Annotated in this window: 17 protein-coding genes; 6 read left to right on the top strand and 11 right to left on the bottom strand. The window is 70.8% G+C overall.

What is annotated here, in order from left to right; translation table 11 throughout:
- Nucleotides 1-37: 37 nt before the first annotated feature.
- The 5 genes from ETAA1_RS29375 to ETAA1_RS29355 form a co-directional block, all read right to left on the bottom strand.
- Entirely contained in the window at nt 38-1240 is a 1203-nt protein-coding gene (locus tag ETAA1_RS29375; protein ID WP_145244164.1) for an outer membrane protein assembly factor BamB family protein, read from the bottom strand.
- The gene (locus ETAA1_RS29370) at nt 1237-2403 is read right to left on the bottom strand and encodes a hypothetical protein (protein ID WP_145244163.1); all 1167 of its coding nucleotides are present in this window, start codon (nt 2401-2403) and stop codon (nt 1237-1239) included. The genes ETAA1_RS29375 and ETAA1_RS29370 overlap by 4 nt, the downstream gene beginning before the upstream one ends.
- A gap of 201 nt (nt 2404-2604) precedes the next feature.
- The gene (locus ETAA1_RS32550) at nt 2605-3240 is read right to left on the bottom strand and encodes a hypothetical protein (RefSeq protein WP_202920500.1); all 636 of its coding nucleotides are present in this window, start codon (nt 3238-3240) and stop codon (nt 2605-2607) included.
- Nucleotides 3237-3863, bottom strand: coding sequence for a tetratricopeptide repeat protein (locus tag ETAA1_RS29360; RefSeq protein WP_145244162.1), 627 nt, complete (start codon nt 3861-3863; stop codon nt 3237-3239). Before ETAA1_RS29360 ends, ETAA1_RS32550 begins: the two co-directional genes overlap by 4 nt.
- A 130-nt stretch (nt 3864-3993) precedes the next feature.
- Nucleotides 3994-4800 carry a hypothetical protein gene (locus ETAA1_RS29355; RefSeq protein WP_145244161.1) on the bottom strand — a complete coding sequence of 269 codons (807 nt, stop codon included), beginning with the start codon at nt 4798-4800 and terminating at the stop codon, nt 3994-3996.
- 453 nt (nt 4801-5253) lie between these two features.
- On the opposite strand from ETAA1_RS29355, the gene proB reads away from it, so the two are divergent.
- Entirely contained in the window at nt 5254-6369 is a 1116-nt protein-coding gene (gene proB, locus ETAA1_RS29350; protein ID WP_145244160.1) for a glutamate 5-kinase, read from the top strand.
- Here the strand turns inward: proB and ETAA1_RS29345 are convergent, their stop codons facing one another.
- The 4 genes from ETAA1_RS29345 to ETAA1_RS29330 form a co-directional block, all read right to left on the bottom strand.
- Nucleotides 6370-6990: a Uma2 family endonuclease gene (locus ETAA1_RS29345; RefSeq protein WP_145244159.1), complete on the bottom strand. Its 621-nt coding sequence runs from the start codon at nt 6988-6990 to the stop codon at nt 6370-6372. It abuts the gene before it with no gap.
- Nucleotides 6991-7018: 28 nt separating this feature from the next.
- Nucleotides 7019-7663: a hypothetical protein gene (locus ETAA1_RS33215; RefSeq protein ID WP_238389322.1), complete on the bottom strand. Its 645-nt coding sequence runs from the start codon at nt 7661-7663 to the stop codon at nt 7019-7021.
- A 108-nt stretch (nt 7664-7771) separates the two neighbouring features.
- Nucleotides 7772-9934 (bottom strand): prolyl oligopeptidase family serine peptidase, encoded by a 2163-nt coding sequence (locus tag ETAA1_RS29335; RefSeq protein WP_145244158.1) that lies wholly within the window; start codon nt 9932-9934, stop codon nt 7772-7774.
- Between the two features lie 317 nt (nt 9935-10251).
- On the bottom strand, nt 10252-10692 hold the full coding sequence (locus ETAA1_RS29330; protein WP_145244157.1) for a toxin-antitoxin system YwqK family antitoxin: 441 nt from the start codon (nt 10690-10692) through the stop codon (nt 10252-10254).
- Between the two features lie 292 nt (nt 10693-10984).
- Between ETAA1_RS29330 and ETAA1_RS29325 the strand changes: the two genes are divergently transcribed.
- The 3 genes from ETAA1_RS29325 to ETAA1_RS33630 are packed head-to-tail and all read left to right on the top strand — an operon-like array spanning nt 10985 to nt 11931.
- Nucleotides 10985-11410, top strand: a complete 426-nt coding sequence (locus ETAA1_RS29325) for a hypothetical protein (RefSeq protein ID WP_145244156.1) — start codon at nt 10985-10987, stop codon at nt 11408-11410.
- A gap of 57 nt (nt 11411-11467) precedes the next feature.
- Nucleotides 11468-11794: a hypothetical protein gene (locus ETAA1_RS29320; protein ID WP_145244155.1), complete on the top strand. Its 327-nt coding sequence runs from the start codon at nt 11468-11470 to the stop codon at nt 11792-11794.
- An 11-nt stretch (nt 11795-11805) separates the two neighbouring features.
- The gene (locus ETAA1_RS33630) at nt 11806-11931 is read left to right on the top strand and encodes a hypothetical protein (protein WP_261342001.1); all 126 of its coding nucleotides are present in this window, start codon (nt 11806-11808) and stop codon (nt 11929-11931) included.
- Nucleotides 11932-12133: 202 nt separating this feature from the next.
- Here ETAA1_RS33630 and ETAA1_RS29315 read toward each other — a convergent pair whose 3' ends face one another.
- Nucleotides 12134-12931 carry an HpcH/HpaI aldolase family protein gene (locus ETAA1_RS29315; protein WP_145244154.1) on the bottom strand — a complete coding sequence of 266 codons (798 nt, stop codon included), beginning with the start codon at nt 12929-12931 and terminating at the stop codon, nt 12134-12136.
- Between the two features lie 55 nt (nt 12932-12986).
- Nucleotides 12987-14450 (bottom strand): sulfatase, encoded by a 1464-nt coding sequence (locus tag ETAA1_RS29310; RefSeq protein ID WP_145244153.1) that lies wholly within the window; start codon nt 14448-14450, stop codon nt 12987-12989.
- 60 nt (nt 14451-14510) lie between these two features.
- On the opposite strand from ETAA1_RS29310, the gene panE reads away from it, so the two are divergent.
- Entirely contained in the window at nt 14511-15440 is a 930-nt protein-coding gene (gene panE / locus ETAA1_RS29305; protein WP_145244152.1) for a 2-dehydropantoate 2-reductase, read from the top strand.
- A 106-nt stretch (nt 15441-15546) separates the two neighbouring features.
- Entirely contained in the window at nt 15547-16884 is a 1338-nt protein-coding gene (locus ETAA1_RS29300) for a neutral/alkaline non-lysosomal ceramidase N-terminal domain-containing protein (RefSeq protein ID WP_145244151.1), read from the top strand.
- Nucleotides 16885-16953 lie beyond the last annotated feature (69 nt).

Below are 16953 nucleotides of genomic sequence, written 5' to 3'. Positions count from 1 at the left end.
GCGTTGCACCGCGGTGCAACGCCGCAAGCGGCGGAACTCACCGCCCGACGCAGAACAGTGTCTTGTCGGTGCGGATGAACAGGCACCCGCCGCTGATCGCCGGCGTGCCCAGCACCTCCTCGCCCAGGTCGTTGTCGGCCAGCACGTCGAACTCGTCGGTGCCCGCCCGCAGCACCGTCGTCACGCCCTTCTCGTTCACGCAGTACACCTTCCCGTCGCCGCCCACCGGCGACGCCGAGAACGGCGCCTTCTTCCGCTCCTTGAACAGCGTCTTGCCGGTCTTGGCGTCGGCCGCGGCGATGAAGCCGTTCCCGTCCACCGCGTACACGCGCCCCTTGTACACCAGTGGCGAGCCGTGCCGCGACGCCATCTCCTTCGCCTTCATCAGCGGCTCGCCCGTCACGCCGTCGGGGCCGAGCTTCACCGCGCTCACGCCGCCGGTCGGCAGGAACAGCGTGTCGCCGATCAGGCTCCCGGTCGGGATGGCGCCGCCGCCCTCCTTGTAGAGCCAGCGCTTGCCGCCGTTGTCGGCGTCGTAGGCGGTCAGGCCGTTCGGGCCGGCGAACAGCACCTCCGTCTTGCCGCCCGTGTCGCGGACCAGCGGCGTCACCCAGTTGATCGACCGCGGCCGGTCCACCTTCCACACGTTCTTGCCGTACTTCACGTCCACCGCGGCGAGGAACGAGTCGCCGTCGTTGTCCATCGGCACGATCAGCTTGTCCTTCGCCAGCACCGGCGACGCCGCCATGCCGACCTGGTTGGTGATCGCCGGGTAGTCGCCCACGAGCGACCGGTACCACCGCAGGTTGCCGTCGGGGTCGAACGCGGCCAGGTCGCCGGTGGCGAACAGGGCGTACACGCCGGTGGCGTCGGCGGCCGGGGTGGGGGCGGCCATGCACGTCATCGGGTGGCACGCGGTCGGGCCGGTGGCGTTGAGCTGGCGGTGCCACAGCTCCTTGCCGGTGGCCGCGTCGAAGCACAGGACGTGGAGCCGGTCGTCCTTCTTGCCCGACGAGCAGGTGACGTAGGCCTTGCCGGCGGCGACCACCGGCGACGACACGCCGCGCGCCGGCAGCTTGGCCTGCCACTTCACGCCCTTGTCCTTCGACCACTCGGTCGGGAGGGCGGTTTCCTCCGACACGCCGGACGCGCCGGGGCCTTTGAACTGCGGCCAGTCGGCGGCGCCGGCGGTGACGGCGAGCGCGAGCACGAACGCGGAGCCGATGAGGGTGCGGGTCACTTCTTCGTCTCCGGTTGGGGGGTCGCCCCGAGGGGCAGCTTGCGGCCGTCCACCACCTGCGTCAGCCCCGCGATCGGGCCGCCGGTGGAATCGCACACGCGGGCCTGGAACTGCCACCGCTGCGCCCAGCTGTCGGTCTGGTTGTTCTGACACACCTTCACCACCACCGTGTTCTCGCCGGCGGCCAGCACGCCCTTGCCGACGTGGTAGTCCATCTGGTCGCCGTGGTGGTACTCCTCGCGGCCGAACAGCTTCTTGCCGTTGAGGTAGATCGCCACCGCGTTCGGGCTGCCGACGCGGATCTCCGCCGGCGTGGCCTTGTCGGCGTGGACCGTGGCGCGGGCGTAGATACAGGCGTTCTTCAGCCGGCCGACCTTGTCGTTCAGGTCGAGCTGGCCGTACTTGTGGGCGGTGCTCTGCGGCTGCCACGCCACCTTGCCGTCCTTGCCGTCGTACTCGGCGGCCGCGGGCGTAGTCTCGGGCGGGTAGTTGAGCGTGAGCGCCTTCCCCTTCTCGCTGAAGAACGGGCCGACGACGCGGAAGTGCGTGAGGAACGCGAAGTGCTCGGTGACGCTGACCGTCTTGCCGGCCTTCTCCAGTTCCTTGGCGATCGCCTCGGCCTGCTCCTTGTCGCGGGTGTAGTCGAACAGCTTGTCGAGGGTGAGCGCCTGGCCCATCCCCGTGAGCCGGGTGAGGCCGTCGGCGATGGCCTCGCGGCGGAGGTCGGGGTGCGGGTCGTCGAGGAGCTTCGGCAGGAGGCGGGCCGCCGTCCGGTCCTGGGCCGACAGCACCTCGTACGCCAGCCGCCGGGCCGACGGGGCGTACTTGGTGTCGAGGACGAACGCCTCCAGCGCCGCCTCGTCGATCCGCTTCCGGGCCGTCTTCTCCTTCTCGGTGATGGCCTCGGCGGCGCTGCGGAGCCAGTTCGCGGCCGTGGGGTTGGCGTCGTCCACGGCCGCGAGCGCCGGGAAGAACGCGGGCGCGCCGGCGTCCACGACGGCCTTCCACGCGGGGCCGGCGGCGTCGTTGCTGGCGCCCTCCTTGGTGACGCCCTTGAGCGTGGCGAGCGCCTTCACCAGGTCGTCGGGCTGGGCGGGGGCGGGCGCCGCGAGCAGCGCCAGCACCACCGCCGCGGCCCACCCGGGCCGGAACCGTCGGAGCATACGAGGGGTCTCCTACAAGGAACGATCGGTTCGAGTTTCGTAGGTCGGGTCGAGTCTGCGAGGCCCGACGCGGGGTGCGAACGACGCACGGAGAAACACCCGTGACGTTGGCGTGGCTGGGTTGTGGTCCGAGCTCACTCGCGCCCCGCGTCGGGTCTCGCAGACTCGACCCGACCTACAAGCCCCGAGCCGGGTGGCGAGTCAGTGCAGCGGCACCCGCGCCGCGGCTTCCATCTGGCCGCGCAGGTCGGCGAAGTACGCCGTCAGCTCCGTCGCCGACTTCACCGCGCCGCGGGAGCACGAGCCGGTCGAGCAGCCGCCGCCGGTGCCGCACCCGCCGGCGCCGGAGCCGCAGTCGGGCTTGCCGCAGCTCGTCGCGGGTTCGGGCGGGTCGGGGTTCGCAGGCGTGCGGGAGAGGTCGAGCAATCTTACGGGTAGGCCGAACCGCTCGGACAGGGCCACGAGAACCGCGTCGAGGTCGCACCCGGCCCACGGCAGCGCGTGCAGCACCGCCGCGGTGCCGTCGAGCGCTACCTCGGCGTCCGGGAACGCGACGGGCAATCCGGCGGCGAGCTCGTCCGCGGCGGCGAGCAGGTCGCGGGCCAGCGCCGCGGAACGATCGGCGGCCGCTTCATCGGCGGCGGTCGCGGCCCTCAGCAGTTCGCCTTCGTCGTCGATGCCGCTGACGCCCGCGACGGCCGCGCACAGCACCGTGCCGAGTTCCAGCCCGCGCGGCCCGCGCAGCACGACACAGGCGCCGCGCACCGCTTCCACACTCGCGCGGAAGCGGCCGACGTAGCCGGGCCGGCCGTACTGCACCAGCAGGGCGGCCGTCACGGCGCCTCCTCGAAGCCGAAGAACTCGCGCATGTGCTTGTCGTACTCGTTGTGCCCGAACTCCGAGCTCAGGTCGAGCCGCATCTCGTTGATGACCTTGATGCTGAGGTCCTTGAACCACAGGTTCCAGCAGCCGGCGCAGACGTTCTGGTGGATGCGCTCGCCGATGGCGTCGGGCACCGGCGGCGCGGGCAGCTGCTTGGCCCGCTTCCCCTCCATGCACCCGGGCCGCTGGCAGCGGAACCCGGTGTCGGGGCCGTCGTCGTCGGCGACCGCGGTCGGCGCCGCGGCCTTCGGCACGGGGGCGCCGATCTGCGTCAGCAGCTTCGCCATCGCGTCGCGCGGCATCTTGTCGCCGCGCTCGTCGGCGGTGGTCCAGCCGGTGGTCAGCACCTCGGCGGCGCGCGGCTTCTGGTCGAGCTTGATGAGGCACTCGCCGAGCAGCTGGTACACCTTGGAGAACTGCGGGCTCAGTTCCAGGGTGCGCTCGAACGACTTGGCGGCCTCGGCGGGCTGGCCGTCCTCCAGGAGTAACTGGCCGAGGCGGAAGTGCCCGAGTTCGTTTTCCGGGTCGTCGGTGGCCATCTTCCGGAACTGGGCGATCCGCTCGGCGAGCTGACTCATTTCGGGCACCTGGGGGTGGGTGGGGGAATTGTAGGCACCCGGTGGGGCGTCATTCGTCATTCGTCATTCGTCATTCGGGGGCACTGGGCGCGTCCCGAATGACGAATGACGAATGACGAATGACGACAAGTCACTGCGGCGGGTCGACGCGGATCGGCAGCTCGAACTGCGCCCGCTTGTTGGTCACCTTGTCGAGCGCCGACACCCGCACCGTGAACCGCCCCGGCCGGCTCAGGAACACCGGCACGTGCTGGCCGAACACCGCGTCCTTCTCGTCCACCCCGCCGGTCTGCGCGTCGCGGATCGGCTGGCCGAGCGTCGCCACCCCCTTCTCGTCGAAGAACTCCAGCGTGAACTCCACGTTCGGCTGCTTCTTCTGGGCGTCGCGGCCGAACCCGACGACGGTGAACTGCACCCACAGCGTCTCGCCCACCGAGCCGGCCGCCGGCGCCACGATCGTGCCGCGCACGTCCCGCGTCGGGTTGATCGCCACCAGGCCGAAGTCCGCCTTCAGCACCTCGAACTTCACGGTGAAGCTGTTCGTCGCCTTCGCCTTCGGGTCGGTGACGGTGAGCTTGCAGGTGTACGCCCCGGCGGGGGTGTCGTTGCCGATGGTGACGAACGCCCGCGCCGGCATCTTGCCGCCGCGGAGCGGCACGGTGTCGCGGCTCTCGCGCGGGTCCTGCTTGAACAGCAGCTTGTTGGCCGCGTCGGTCACCTCCATGCCGACCGTGTAGACGGTCTGGCCGTCCGGCGCGATGGTGAGGCCCTCGATGTCGAAGGCGATGAACAGCACGTCGCCGGGGAGGAGCTTGGCGTCCTTGCGGGCCGGGCCGAGCTCGCCGGTGGTGAGGCGGACGTTGTTGAGCTGGAGGCTGCCGGCCGGCGGCTGGGCCGGGGCGAGCGTGGCCGCGGCCAGGGCGAGGGTGGTGAACATCGATTGTCCTCGGCGGGGTGGCGGGCGGCGGCGCCCGTCAGACGGAACCGCGCTATTGTTGCCGGCGTTGGCGGTGCCGACCAGTGGAACCGCCGCGGACGTTTGCGACTTGGTTGGAGGGCGCGATTTTCTGTTCCCCGCGGGGCGGGTGTGTGTCTATAGTGGGGTGTCGGTCGGATGTCCCGCGGCCGTGGCGGGACGGGCAAAAGGCCTCGGGCGGTCCGCACTGGTACGCGGGTCGCCCCTGGCGTGGCCTTTCACAAAGGGGGTGGTCCTGTGAGTTGTTGCGACCAGGTTCAGAAGGGCCGGCTAGCTTAGCGGCTACGTAACGGGTTGTCCGTTAAGCCGGCTACCCAGATAGAAGCGATCCCGCGGGTGCCCTGTGCCCGCGGGGTCGCGTCATTTTCCGCCCGCCGCGATAAGCTACCCCCGTCTCCACGGGGGTTCGCGGGCATGGCCGATCCGGTCCGACAGGATGTCATTGAGCGGGCGCACACGGTCGTCGTGAAGGTCGGCACCAACGTCCTCGCCGACCCCGCCGGTCGGCTCGACGCCGGCCGCATCCGCGCCCTCGCCGACCAGCTGCACCGCGTCCGCACCGCCGGCCGGCGCGTCGTGCTGGTCACGTCCGGGGCCATCGGCGCCGGCGTCGGCAAGCTCGGCCTCGGCAAGCGCCCCACCGACCTCGCGCAACTCCAAGCCTGCGCCGCCGTCGGCCAGTCGGCGCTGATGCAGCTGTACCAGGAGAGCTTCGCCCCCCACGGCGTCCACACCGCACAGATCCTTCTCACCGCCGGCGACTTCGACAGCCGCGCCCGCTACCTGAACGCCCGCAACACCGTCCGCACGCTGTTCGAGTACGGCGCGCTGCCGATCATCAACGAGAACGACACCGTGTCCGTCGCCGAGATCAAGTTCGGCGACAACGACCACCTCGCGGCGATGGTGTCGAACCTGCTCCGCGCCCCGCTGCTGGTGCTGCTGACGAACGTGGACGGCCTCTACTCCGCCGACCCGCGCACCGACCCGGCGGCGGAACTGGTGGCGACGGTGCCGCACATCGACCACGCGGTGACGGACATGGCCGGCGCCAGCAAGAGCGACCTCGGCACCGGCGGGATGCGGAGCAAGCTGAAGGCGGCCCGGGTGGCGACCGACGCCGGCGTGGCGGTGGTGATGGCGAACGGCTCGCTCGACGGCATCCTCGACCGCGTGTTCGCGGCGGAGCCGGTGGGGACGCTGTTCCTGCCGCACCGCGACGACATCCCCGCGTGGAAGCGCTGGGTCGGCTACACGGCCCGGCCGGTGGGCACGCTCACGATCGACGCCGGCGCCGTGCGGGCGGTGGTGGAGTTGGGGAAGAGCTTGTTGCCGGTGGGGGTGGTGGGGGTGGGCGGCGAGTTCCGCAAGGGGGACGTGGTGTCGGTGTGCGACGCGGCCGGCCGGGAGGTGGCCCGCGGGCTGACGAACTACGCTGCGGCCGACGCGCTGCGACTCCGCGGCAAGGCCGGCGCACCCTACGCCGAGTTGATTCACCGCGACAACCTGGTGGTGACGGCGCCGGGCTGACTACGGCAGCAGGTCCGCGACGCGAACGGCGGCACCCGGCGCGGCGAGGGGGGTCACGACATCCGCGGAGCCGAGGTCGAGGTGGGTGCGGTACGCGGTGCCGCCGAGGCCGGTCGGCAGTGGGGCCGGGTCACGGAGGACGTGGAGCCGGCCGCCGGCCACGTCGAGCACCCAGTAGTCGGCGATCCCGGCGGTCGCGTACAGTTCCGCCTTCGTCGTGAGGTCGTACCCGAGTGACGAGTCGCTGATCTCGACCACCAGCTCGGCCGTGGTCGGGTGCGGCCCGAGGGTCGGCGCCCCACGGACGACGGACACGTCGGGCCCGGGGTCGATCGTCAGCCCGAAGACGAGCGGCTTGTGCACCCGCACCCGCCACCCGGGGCCGAACGCCGCGCGGACGGCGTCCTCGGCCTTCTCACCGGCAATGGCGTGCGGCGGGTTCATCGGCCCCTCCTCGATGATCTCCCCGTGGATGAGCATCGCCCGCCGGCCCTCGAACATCCCGAGGTCGCCGAGGTAGTGGAACTGGTCCACGGTCCACACCTTCGCGGCCGGGCCGTGGGCCGGGGAGGGGCCAGGGCGGAGTGGGGCGGGCGGCGGGGTCGCGACGGACGCGGTCATCGGGTGTCCTCCGTCGGTCAGGGTAGCGTCAGGCTTTTCCGAGCACCAGATCGACCACCCAGCAGCCGCGGACGTGCGGGCCGCCGTCGCGGCAGTGGGCGAGCACGTCCGCGTTCGCGCAGCCGGCGTCCTCCAGCGCGTCGGCCAGGACCGGCATCGTGGCGAAGTCGCGGCTCTCGTACATCCCGCGCGCCAGGCCGACGACCGCCTCCGTCCGCCAACTCGCATCGAACACGACGGGAGCGAACGGGTTGCCGAAGACGTCGCGGATCAGGTCGCAGTGGGCAGGTGAGGGGAGCCGGAAAGGATACCCGTCGAACGGACCGGACCCGGTAAACGTGTTTCGCCACTCGTACACCGAGGCGGTCAAGGCTGCCGCCTCAGCCAACCACACCCGGTCATCGTGGTCCGCGGGCCCGGCGTCCCACAACTCGTCTCGCACGTCCCACGCGTCGTTCACGACGGCCTCCAGTGCCGAGGCGTCTACGTGCCCGTCGGCGAACGCTTCTGCCGTCAGAACGGCTCTGCGGGTGCGATCGTCCTCGATGCGGTCCCAGGATGCGCGGGCGATCGCTACTCCCAGCAGCCGCAACTTCCGATCGCCTAACTTGCCTCGAAGAAACGTGAGCATCGGGGTCGGATTGGTCGCCACCATCCAGTCGGCTTCATTCATGGCGGATCACCTCCCGAGCGGGGTCGCGTCAGCGCCCCGTGCGAACCCGCAACTCGAAGTTATGGGTTCGCACGGGGCGCTGACGCGACCCCGCTCGGTGGCGTTACCTCACTCCCGGATCGTCGGGCGGAAGTCGAGCGTGCGCACCAGGAACGCCCACTGGTCGGCCACCTCCTCGATCACTTTGGCCGTCGGCTTCCCGGCCCCGTGGCCGGCCTTCGTCTCGATGCGGATCAGCACCGGCGCCGAGCCCTTCTGCATCGCCTGCAAGGCCGCCGCGAACTTGAAGCTGTGACCCGGCACCACCCGGTCGTCGGTGTCGGCCGTCGTCACCAGCGTCGCCGGGTAGTCGCGCGGGCCGCTCCGCAGCAGCGTGTGGTACGGGCTGTACGCCAGCAGCGCCTTGAACTCCTCCGGGTTCTCGCTCTCGCTGCTGCCGTAGTCGTCGGTCCAGAAGCGGCCGGCGGTGAACTTCTGGAACCGCAGCATGTCCATCACCCCCACCGCCGGCAGGCACGCGCCGTACAGGTCCGGCCGCTGCGTCATGCACGCCCCCACCAGTAGCCCGCCGTTGCTGCCGCCCTGGATCGCCAGCTTCTTCGGGCTCGTGTACTTCTCCTTGACGAGCCACTCGCCGGCCGCGATGAAGTCGTCGAACACGTTCTGCTTCTTCGTCTTCGTGCCGGCGCGGTGCCAGTCGTCGCCGTACTCGCCGCCGCCGCGCAGGTTCGCCACCGCGAACACGCCGCCCATCTCCATCCACATCAGCCGGCTCACCGAGAAGCCGGGCGTCAGCGAGATGTTGAAGCCGCCGTAGCCGTACAGCAGCGTCGGGTTCGTGCCGTCGAGCTTCAGCCCCTTCTTGTGGGCCACGAACATCGGCACCTTCGTGCCGTCCTTGCTCGGCACGAACACCTGCTTCACCTCGTAGGCGCTCGGGTCGAACTTCACCTGCGCCTGCCGCAGCAGCGTGCTCTTGCCCGTGGCCAGGTCGTACTTGTAGGTGCTCGGCGGCGTGGCGAAGCTGCTGAACGAGTAGAACGTCTCGGTGTCGGTCCGCTTGCCGTTGAACCCGCCGGCGGTGCCGATGCCCGGCAGGTCCACCTCGCGGACGAGCTTCCCGGCCATGTCGATCACCTTCACGACGGTCCGGGCGTCCTTCAGGTAGCTGCACACGAACTGGTTGCCGAACAGGTCCGCCCCTTCGAGCACCTCCGCGGCCTCGGCGACGATCGTCTTCCACCCCTTCGGGTCCGGGCTCTTGGTGTCGATCGCCACCACCTGGTACTTCGGCGCGTTGTAGTCGGTGAGGAAGTAGAACAGCCCGCCGTCGTTGCCGAGGAACGAGAACTTGTTCTTGTGGTTGGCGACGAGCTCGACCGGCTGCGCCTTCGCGTCCGTGAGGTCGCGGTAGACGACGCGCGACTTGCGGCTGGTGGTGCCGTCGCCGACGCTGATGACGAGGTACTTGCCGTCCTCGGACACGGTGCCGCCGACGGTCCAGCGCGGGTGCTCGGGCGTGCGGTACACCATCACGTCGTCGCTCTGGGGCGTGCCGAGGCGGTGGTAGTAGAGGGTCTGGTTCTCGTTGAGCGCCTGGAACGCGGCGTCCTTCTGCGGCTCGGGGAAGCGGCTGTAGTAGAAGCCCTTGCCGTCGAGGGTCCACGCCGCGCCGCTGAACTTCACCCACTCCAGTTTGTCGTCGAGGAGCTTGCCGGTGGCGACTTCAAGGACGTGCCACGTGTTCCAGTCGGAGCCGGCCGCGGCCTTGCCGAAGGCGAGGTACTTGGCGTCGTCGCTGATCGCCATGCCGGAGAGGGCGACGGTGCCGTCCTTGCTCCAGGTGTTGGGGTCGAGGAGCATCCGCGCGGGGCCGTCGAGCGTGTCCTGGGTGTAGAAGACGCTCTGGTTCTGAAGGCCGTCGTTCTTGCTGAAGAAGTACCGGCCGCCGACCTTCGACGGGGCCGAGATCTTCTCGTAGTTCCACAGGTCGGTGATGCGCTTGCGGATGGCCTCGCGCTGCGGAATGTCCTTGAGGAAGGCGTCGGACACCTTGTTCTCGGCCTCGACCCAACTGGCGACCTCCGGCGACTTGCGGACGTCGTCTTCGAGCCAGCGGTAGGGGTCGCCGACGGTGGTGCCGTGGTAGGTGTCGGTGGTGCTGCCCTTCTTGGTATCCGGGTAACTCAACTTCCTCTCCTGGGACGTCGCCGGGACGGCGAGCAGAACGGCGGCGACGAGGGCGACGGTCGCCCGTCGGGCGGTGCGCATGGGGTGGCTCCGTGGGGGCCGGGGTGAGGGGCGGCCGGGGTGCGGGTCGGAGGGATTGTAGGGGCCGGGCGGGGCCGCGGGACGGGGCGGACGGGGCGATGGTGAACAAGTGTAAGGTACGCCTTTGGGTAGTCAAACGAGCCGGATGTGCTTTGCCCGCGATGGAAGACGAGTACCGCGATGGCGAACGAGGTGCTGGCGAAGGTGGTCTGTCACAACGTCGTGTGCTGTATCCACGCGGACCACGAGTTGCGGATCGACGTGGGGGTTCGGCGGGGTGAAGCGGGACGAACCGGACAGCGGCGACGCGCCGTGGCTCATTCGGTTTCCGGGGGCGTGATCCAGGGGTAGCGGAGGCCGCCTCTCTCCCGCAACCCCACCACGTAGGCGTAGATCGCGCTTTTTTCATCGATCTGCCAGTAGGAGATCAGGTCGCCAGCGTCGTCCCACTCCCGGGACTCAATCTCGACCCCGTACTCGTACTGCCCGACGGCCTTGAGCGCGCCCCCCGGGTGCCACTCCGTCTTCACCCCCGTTATGGTGCCCTGGGCGGCAATCCACTCACACCGGAGCCGACCATTCGGGTGCCACTCCCGGCACAGCCCGTCTCTAAACCCGTCGCGGAACGGCGACTCACTGCGAAGTGATCCGTCCTCGTACAGGTCGAAGCCGACTCCCGAGAACGGCACCCCGGCCAAGAGCAGCATGTCCTCGTCCAGCTCCAAATCGTTCTCGTTAACCCGCACGTCGTCTGCCATTCTCCCTCCCGGTCGCGGGTTGATCTGGCGCCAAACCAAGCACCGACAGCGGAGCAAAATCTCGTCACGTCTAACAATGTCTATTTAACTGCTCTTATGCCGCCCACAATCGGCTACTAATCCCGTCTCGCCCGCCACCAAAAGGCGAAATCCGCCTCGAACTCGAAAAAGTCGCCGGAATTCCGTTTGACACGCATACTGAACATGCGTATAACTTGTGTGTCGGCCGCTACTGAGGAGTTTCAACCCTCACCGCGGAGCATGACGCACGCCCTTCGACCGAGGAACGACCATGGAAAGCTGGCGTCTCGTGTGGCGGGATGGGTTCGCTCCGGTCCTCTCCACCACCGGCCTCGAAGCCCTCCGCGACGCACTCCTGCTCGACGACCCGCGACTCACCCAGGGGAGCACTACCACCCCGCCCCCGCTCATGTGCGTCCAGGACTGGCCCGTCGAGGCCGCCTGCGCGCTCGGCTACTGCGGCTGGCAGGGCGACACGCTCGACACCGTCGGGCAGGTCGAAGAGTTCTTCGCCCGCGTCTGCTTCGAGGCCGACCAGCGGCTCGGCGAGCCCGCCGCCTGCCGGTGGTTCCTCAACTGGTTCGACGACACGCCCCGCGCCCAGATGCGCCGCGAACTTCTGGCCGAGGTCGAACTCGCCCTCGCCGAGCGCAACCCGGTCGAGGAGCTCGCCGAACTGGACGCCGTGGCAGCTTAACACCCGTACACCTGCGTCGCAACCGAATTCCCCCCGAACCCGTGCCGGAGCCCGCCCATGACCGCCTGCTGCCGCCACTGCTCGAAGTCGAAGGTGAACCGCCCGCGCGGGCTGTGCTGGAGCTGCTACTACACCCCGGGCGTGAAGGAGCAGTACCCGTCCACCAGCAAGTACGCCCGCCGCGGCGTCGGCAACTTCACCGGCAACGCCCCGCTCCCCGACGCCCCGACCAGCGCCGCCCCCGGCAGCCCGGAGAAGCTGGCGGTGCTGGAGCAGCGGGCGAAGCTGAAGCAGGCGCTGTTCCACCCGGCCGACGCCACGTTCGTCGGCGACCAGCGACCGCTGGAGTTCCTGCGCGGCACGTTCGCCCCGCTCGGCGTGTGAGGAGGCTTCCGATGATCGCAGCAACCGAGATGTACCTGGACGCCGTGCGGGTGATCGCCGCCGCGACCGCGACGGGCGAGCCAATCCTGACGGCGGTGCTGACGCTCGGGGCGGCGCTGGGCTGGCCCGGCGAGTGAGACGCGAGGGCGCGGGGGAGGAAGCGCCTCCCGCCCTCCGGGGCCGGGCCGTGCGAGCGGCCCGGCCCCGTGCGTTTGGTGAGGAGAAGAGTTTTGACAGGATAACAGGATGAAGCAGGATGCCGATCCAAGACAAGGCTTTGGTTCGGCATCCTGCTTCATCCTGTTATCCTGTCAAAACTCTTCGTTCTCCGCGCGTGCATCAGTACTTCGCCAGCTCGCCCGCCGCCTTGCCCAGGCCGAGGCCGTCGGTCACCTTCTTCGCCGCGTCCAGCATCAGCTTCAGCTCGCTGCCGACGGCGATGAACTGCCAGCCGTCCGCGATCCGCTGCTTCGCCTCCTCCACCGAGAACGTGTGAATCCCCGCCGGGATGCCCAGCTCCTTGCAGCCGGCGAGGATCTCGGCCAGCGCTTGCTTGAACACCTCGGGCGTCGGCGGCGTGCCGTCGGCGGCGCGCATGCTCGCCATCAGGTCGTTCGGCCCCACGAACACGGCGTCCACGCCCGGCACGCTGTACACGTCGCGGAAGTTGCGGACGGCGTCGATGTGCTCGCACTGGAGCACGACCAGGATTTCGTCGTCGGCCTTGGCGTAGTAGTCGGCGGGGGTGGCGGCGAAGTTCAGGGCGTGGGTGGCGCCGCCGACACTGCGGGTGCCCTTCGGCGGGTACAGGCACGCGGACACGGCGGCCTCGGCCTCCGCGCGGGTGTTTACCATCGGCACGACGACGCCGTGGGCGCCGGTGTCGAGGACGCGCTTGATGTGGTCGTGGCGGTTCGACGGCACGCGGGCCAGGCACACGCCGCCGGCGTCGGCGACGGCCGCGAAGCAGGCGGCGGTGGCTTCGATGCCGATGGCGTTGTGCTCGGTGTCCACGGTCAGGTAGTCCCAGCCGCTGCGGGCGAGGAAGCGGGCGGCGACGGGGCTGCCGAGGGACAGCCAGGTGCCGACGGCCGGGCGGCCGGCGCGGAGGAGCCGCTTGGCGGAGTTCGGGCGCATGGGAACGCTCTCGGAGAATGCGGGCGGGTGTGAATAGGGTACGGCCGCCGTCCGCTCACGGCGTCGGCACCGGGTCGTCGCGGCCGACCGGGGTGCCCTCCCACGTCACGGCGCCGGTGCGGGCGTCGTAGGTGAGCACCCGCTGGGCGCTGCCGGGGGCGTGCGGCTCCTCCTTCGCCGGCAGCCACTTCGCCAGCTCGCGCTTCACGCCGATCAGGGAAGGGTCGGCGGCGCGGTTCGTCCACTCGTTCGGGTCGGTGACGGCGTCGTACAGCTCCTCGCTGCCGTCGGCGTAGCGGATGTAGCGCCAGCGCTCGGAGCGCACCGTGTGGTTTCCGGGGTTGTGCGTCGTCAGCGCCGGCCGGTCCCGCGGCGCCACCGCGTCCCGCAACTGCGGCACCAGCGACAACCCGTCCAGGTCCGTCCGGGCAGGCAGGCCCGCGAGCTCCAGCAGCGTCGGGTACACGTCCAGCAGCTCGGCGGGCCGGCCGCAGCGGCCGCGGTTCACCCCGGGGCCGGCGAACACCAGCGGCACCCGCGTCGAGCGCTCCCACAGCGAGTTCTTCCCCGTGATCCCCTTCTCGCCGAGGTGATAGCCGTGGTCGCTCCACACCACCACGACCGTGTCGTTCGCCCGGCCCGTTTTCTCCAGCGCGTCCAGCACGCGACCGAGCTGGTGATCCATGAACGCGGTCGAAGCCAGGTACCCGCGCACGAGCGGCCGCCACTCGTTTGCAGCTTCCAGCGTCGCCAGCCGCGGCTCCGGCAGCTTCCAGTGCAAGTACCACGAGAAGCGCGGCGTGTCGGCGCGGTCGTCGGCGCGGACCGGCGGCAGCTGCACGCGGTCGGCGGGGAACTTGGCGAACCACGCCGGCGGGGCGAAGCACGGCACGTGCGGCAGGCGGAACCCGCACGCCACGAAGAACGGTTTGTCCTTCGGCGCCCGGTTCAGCGCCGCAATCGCCGCGTCGGCGATCTGGTGGTCGGCGGCGTCCGCGTCCCGCTCCGGGAACGGCCCCCAGTCCATGAGCGGGTGCGGCGTGCCGGGCAGTTTGGCGAACCGTTCCTTGGGCCGACCCATGCCGGGAGCCGGCCCCCACTCGGCGAACTCGGCCGGGCGGTCCTTCGCGGCGACGGAGCCGTCGTGGAAGATTTTCCCGCAGGTGTACGTGCTGTACCCGGCGCGCAGGAACGACTGCGGCAGCGTGACGCAGCCGCGGGCGGCGGGCGCGGCGCGAAAGCCGGGGGCGAGGCCGTACACGCCGGTGGCGGTGGGGCGGCGGCCGGTGAGGAGGCTGGTCCGCGACGGGTTGCACAGCGGCGCCTGGCAGTGGGCGTTGGTGAACGCGGTGCCGCGGGCGGCGAGGCGGTCGAGGTTCGGGGTGCTCGCCTGCGGGTGGCCGTGCAAGTGGCCCACCCAGTCGTTCAGGTCGTCGATTGCGACGAACAGTACGTTCGGCGCGGCGGCCGCGGGGCCCGCGAGGAGCGCGAGCGCGGCGGCGGCAAGGAGAGGGCGCATGTCGCTAGCCTACGAACCAGTTGAGCCGCTACACCAACGAAGACTCCGGAGGGCGGCGCGATGCGATTCCTGGTGGTCGGCGCGGGGGCGGTCGGCGGCTACTTCGGCGGGCGGCTCCTCGAAGCCGGCCGCGATGTGACCTTTCTTGTGCGACCGGCACGCGCCGAGGCGCTCGCCGCCACCGGCCTCGTCATCACCAGCCCCGCCGGCGACGTCGCCATCCCGGCCCCGCCGACGGTCGTCGCCGCCGAGTTGCGGGCGCCGTTCGACGTGGTGCTGCTGTCGTGCAAGGCCTACGACCTGGACGACGCCATGACCGCGTTCGCGCCGGCAGTCGGGCCGACCACGGCGATCATCCCGCTGCTCAACGGCCTGCGCCACCTCGACGCCCTCGACGGCCGCTTCGGCCCGGCCCGCGTCCTCGGCGGGTCGTGCTTCATCTCGGCGAAGCGCGACGACGCCGGCCGCATCGCCCACGTCAGCGACCCGCACCGGCTCGTCTTCGGCGAGCGCGGCGGCGGCCGGTCGGCGCGCGTCGATGCCATTCTTGCCGCGATGACGGGGGCGAAGTTCGAGGCCGACGCCAGCGACGACATCGTGCAGGAGCTGTGGGAGAAGTGGACGTTCCTGGCGGCGCTCGCCGCGGTGACGTGCCTGACCCGTGCGGCCGTCGGCGACGTGGTCGCGGCCGGCGGCGCCGACCTGACGCTGGCGCTGCTCGACGAATGCCGGGCGGTCGCGGCGGCGGCGGGTCACGCGCCGCGGCCGGGCCCGTGGGAGGCGGCCGTGAAGCGGCTGACGCACCCGAAATCGACGGTGACGGCCTCGATGCTCGGCGACGTGGAGCGGCGCGGCCCGACGGAGGCCGACCACGTACTCGGCGACCTGCTGCGGCGCCGCGGCCCGGTCGAGGGCGACCGGTCGCTGCTGCGCCTGGCGTACACCGCGGTGAAGGCGGCGGCGGCGCGGGCCGCCCGCGAGGCGGGGTGACGGCCCGCTACCGGTCGGGTCGGGTCGGTCGGGCCGGTTCGCGCCGCGCGTCGGATCGTGTACGATAGCCGCCGGTTCCCCACGCCCGCCAGCCCCACAGGTCGCCATGACTCGCGCTCTTCTGGCACTCCTCGTGCTCGCCGCCCCCGCATCCGCACAAGACGGCTGGCACGCCGGGTTCGCCGCCCAGCGGATCACGCCCGCCGAACCGATGTGGATGTCCGGGTACGCCAGCCGCACCGCCCCCGCCGACGGCACCGAGACCGACCTGTTCGCCAAGGCCGCCGTCCTCCGCGCCCCGGACGGCAAGACGTTCTGCTTGGTCACCCTCGACCTCGTCGGCATCGACCGCGACACCTCACGGCAAGTCGTGACCGCGATCACGGACAAGCACCGGCTGCCGCGCGAGGCCGTGGCGCTGGCCGTGTCGCACACGCACTGCGGGCCGGTCGTCGGCAAGAACCTTCGCTCCATGTACTTCCTCGACGACCACCACGCCCGCCTCGTGGACGCCTACACCGACGCCCTTCCCGGCAAGGTGTTGAAGGCCGTCGACGGCGCCGTCGCCGCGCTCGGCCCGGTCACGCTGTCGGCCGGCGTCGGCAGCGCGACGTTCGCGGTGAACCGGCGCGAGAACAAGGAGGCCGACGTGCCCGCGCTCCGCGAGGCGGGCAAGCTGAAGGGGCCGACCGACCACGACGTGCCCGTCCTGGCCGCCCGCGACGCGCAGGGGAAGCTCAAGGGCGTCGTCTTCGGCTACGCCTGCCACGCCACCGTGCTGAGCGCGCAGAAGTGGTGCGCCGACTACCCCGGGTTCGCGCAGCTGGAGCTGGAGAAGGCGCACCCCGGGGCGGTGGCGTTGTTCTGGGCCGGGTGCGGCGCCGACCAGAACCCGCTGCCGCGGCGCACGGTGGAACTGGCCCGCGGCTACGGCAAGCAGCTGGCCGACGCCGTGGACGCGGTGCTGGCGAAGCCGATGCCGGCGGTCGGCGCCGGGGCGGCGGCGGCCTACCGCGAGGTGCCGCTCCCCCTGCACGAAATCCCGTCCCGCGAGGCGCTGCTGAAGCAGGCCGAGAACCCGAACAAGTACGAGGCGGCGCGGGCGCGGCACCTGCTGAAGCAACTCGACACCCCGCGCGGCATCCCGGCCGACTACCCGTACCCCGTTCAAACCTGGAAGCTCGGCCGCGTGACCTGGGTGCTGCTGGGCGGCGAGGTGGTGGTGGATTATTCGCTGCGGCTGAAGCGCGAGCTGGGCGCCGGGCTGTGGGTGGCGGGGTACGCGAACGACGTGATGGCGTACGTCCCGTCGGCGCGGGTGCTGCGAGAGGGCGGGTACGAGGGGGCCACGTCGATGGTGTACTACGGGCTGCCGTCGGTGTGGGGGCCGGAGGTCGAGGAGCGGGTGGTGGCGGAGGTACGCCGGCAGGTCGGGGCGAAGTGACGGCGGGACTTGAGCGGTTTCCCAATTTTCCCCTGGCACCTGCCGGCCGGCGCGGGTATGGCCGACGCC

Source organism: Urbifossiella limnaea (assembly GCF_007747215.1).
In the GTDB taxonomy this organism is placed as follows: domain Bacteria; phylum Planctomycetota; class Planctomycetia; order Gemmatales; family Gemmataceae; genus Urbifossiella; species Urbifossiella limnaea.
The sequence above is the reverse complement of the archived record's forward strand: the minus strand, read 5'-3'. Positions and strand labels throughout refer to the sequence as shown.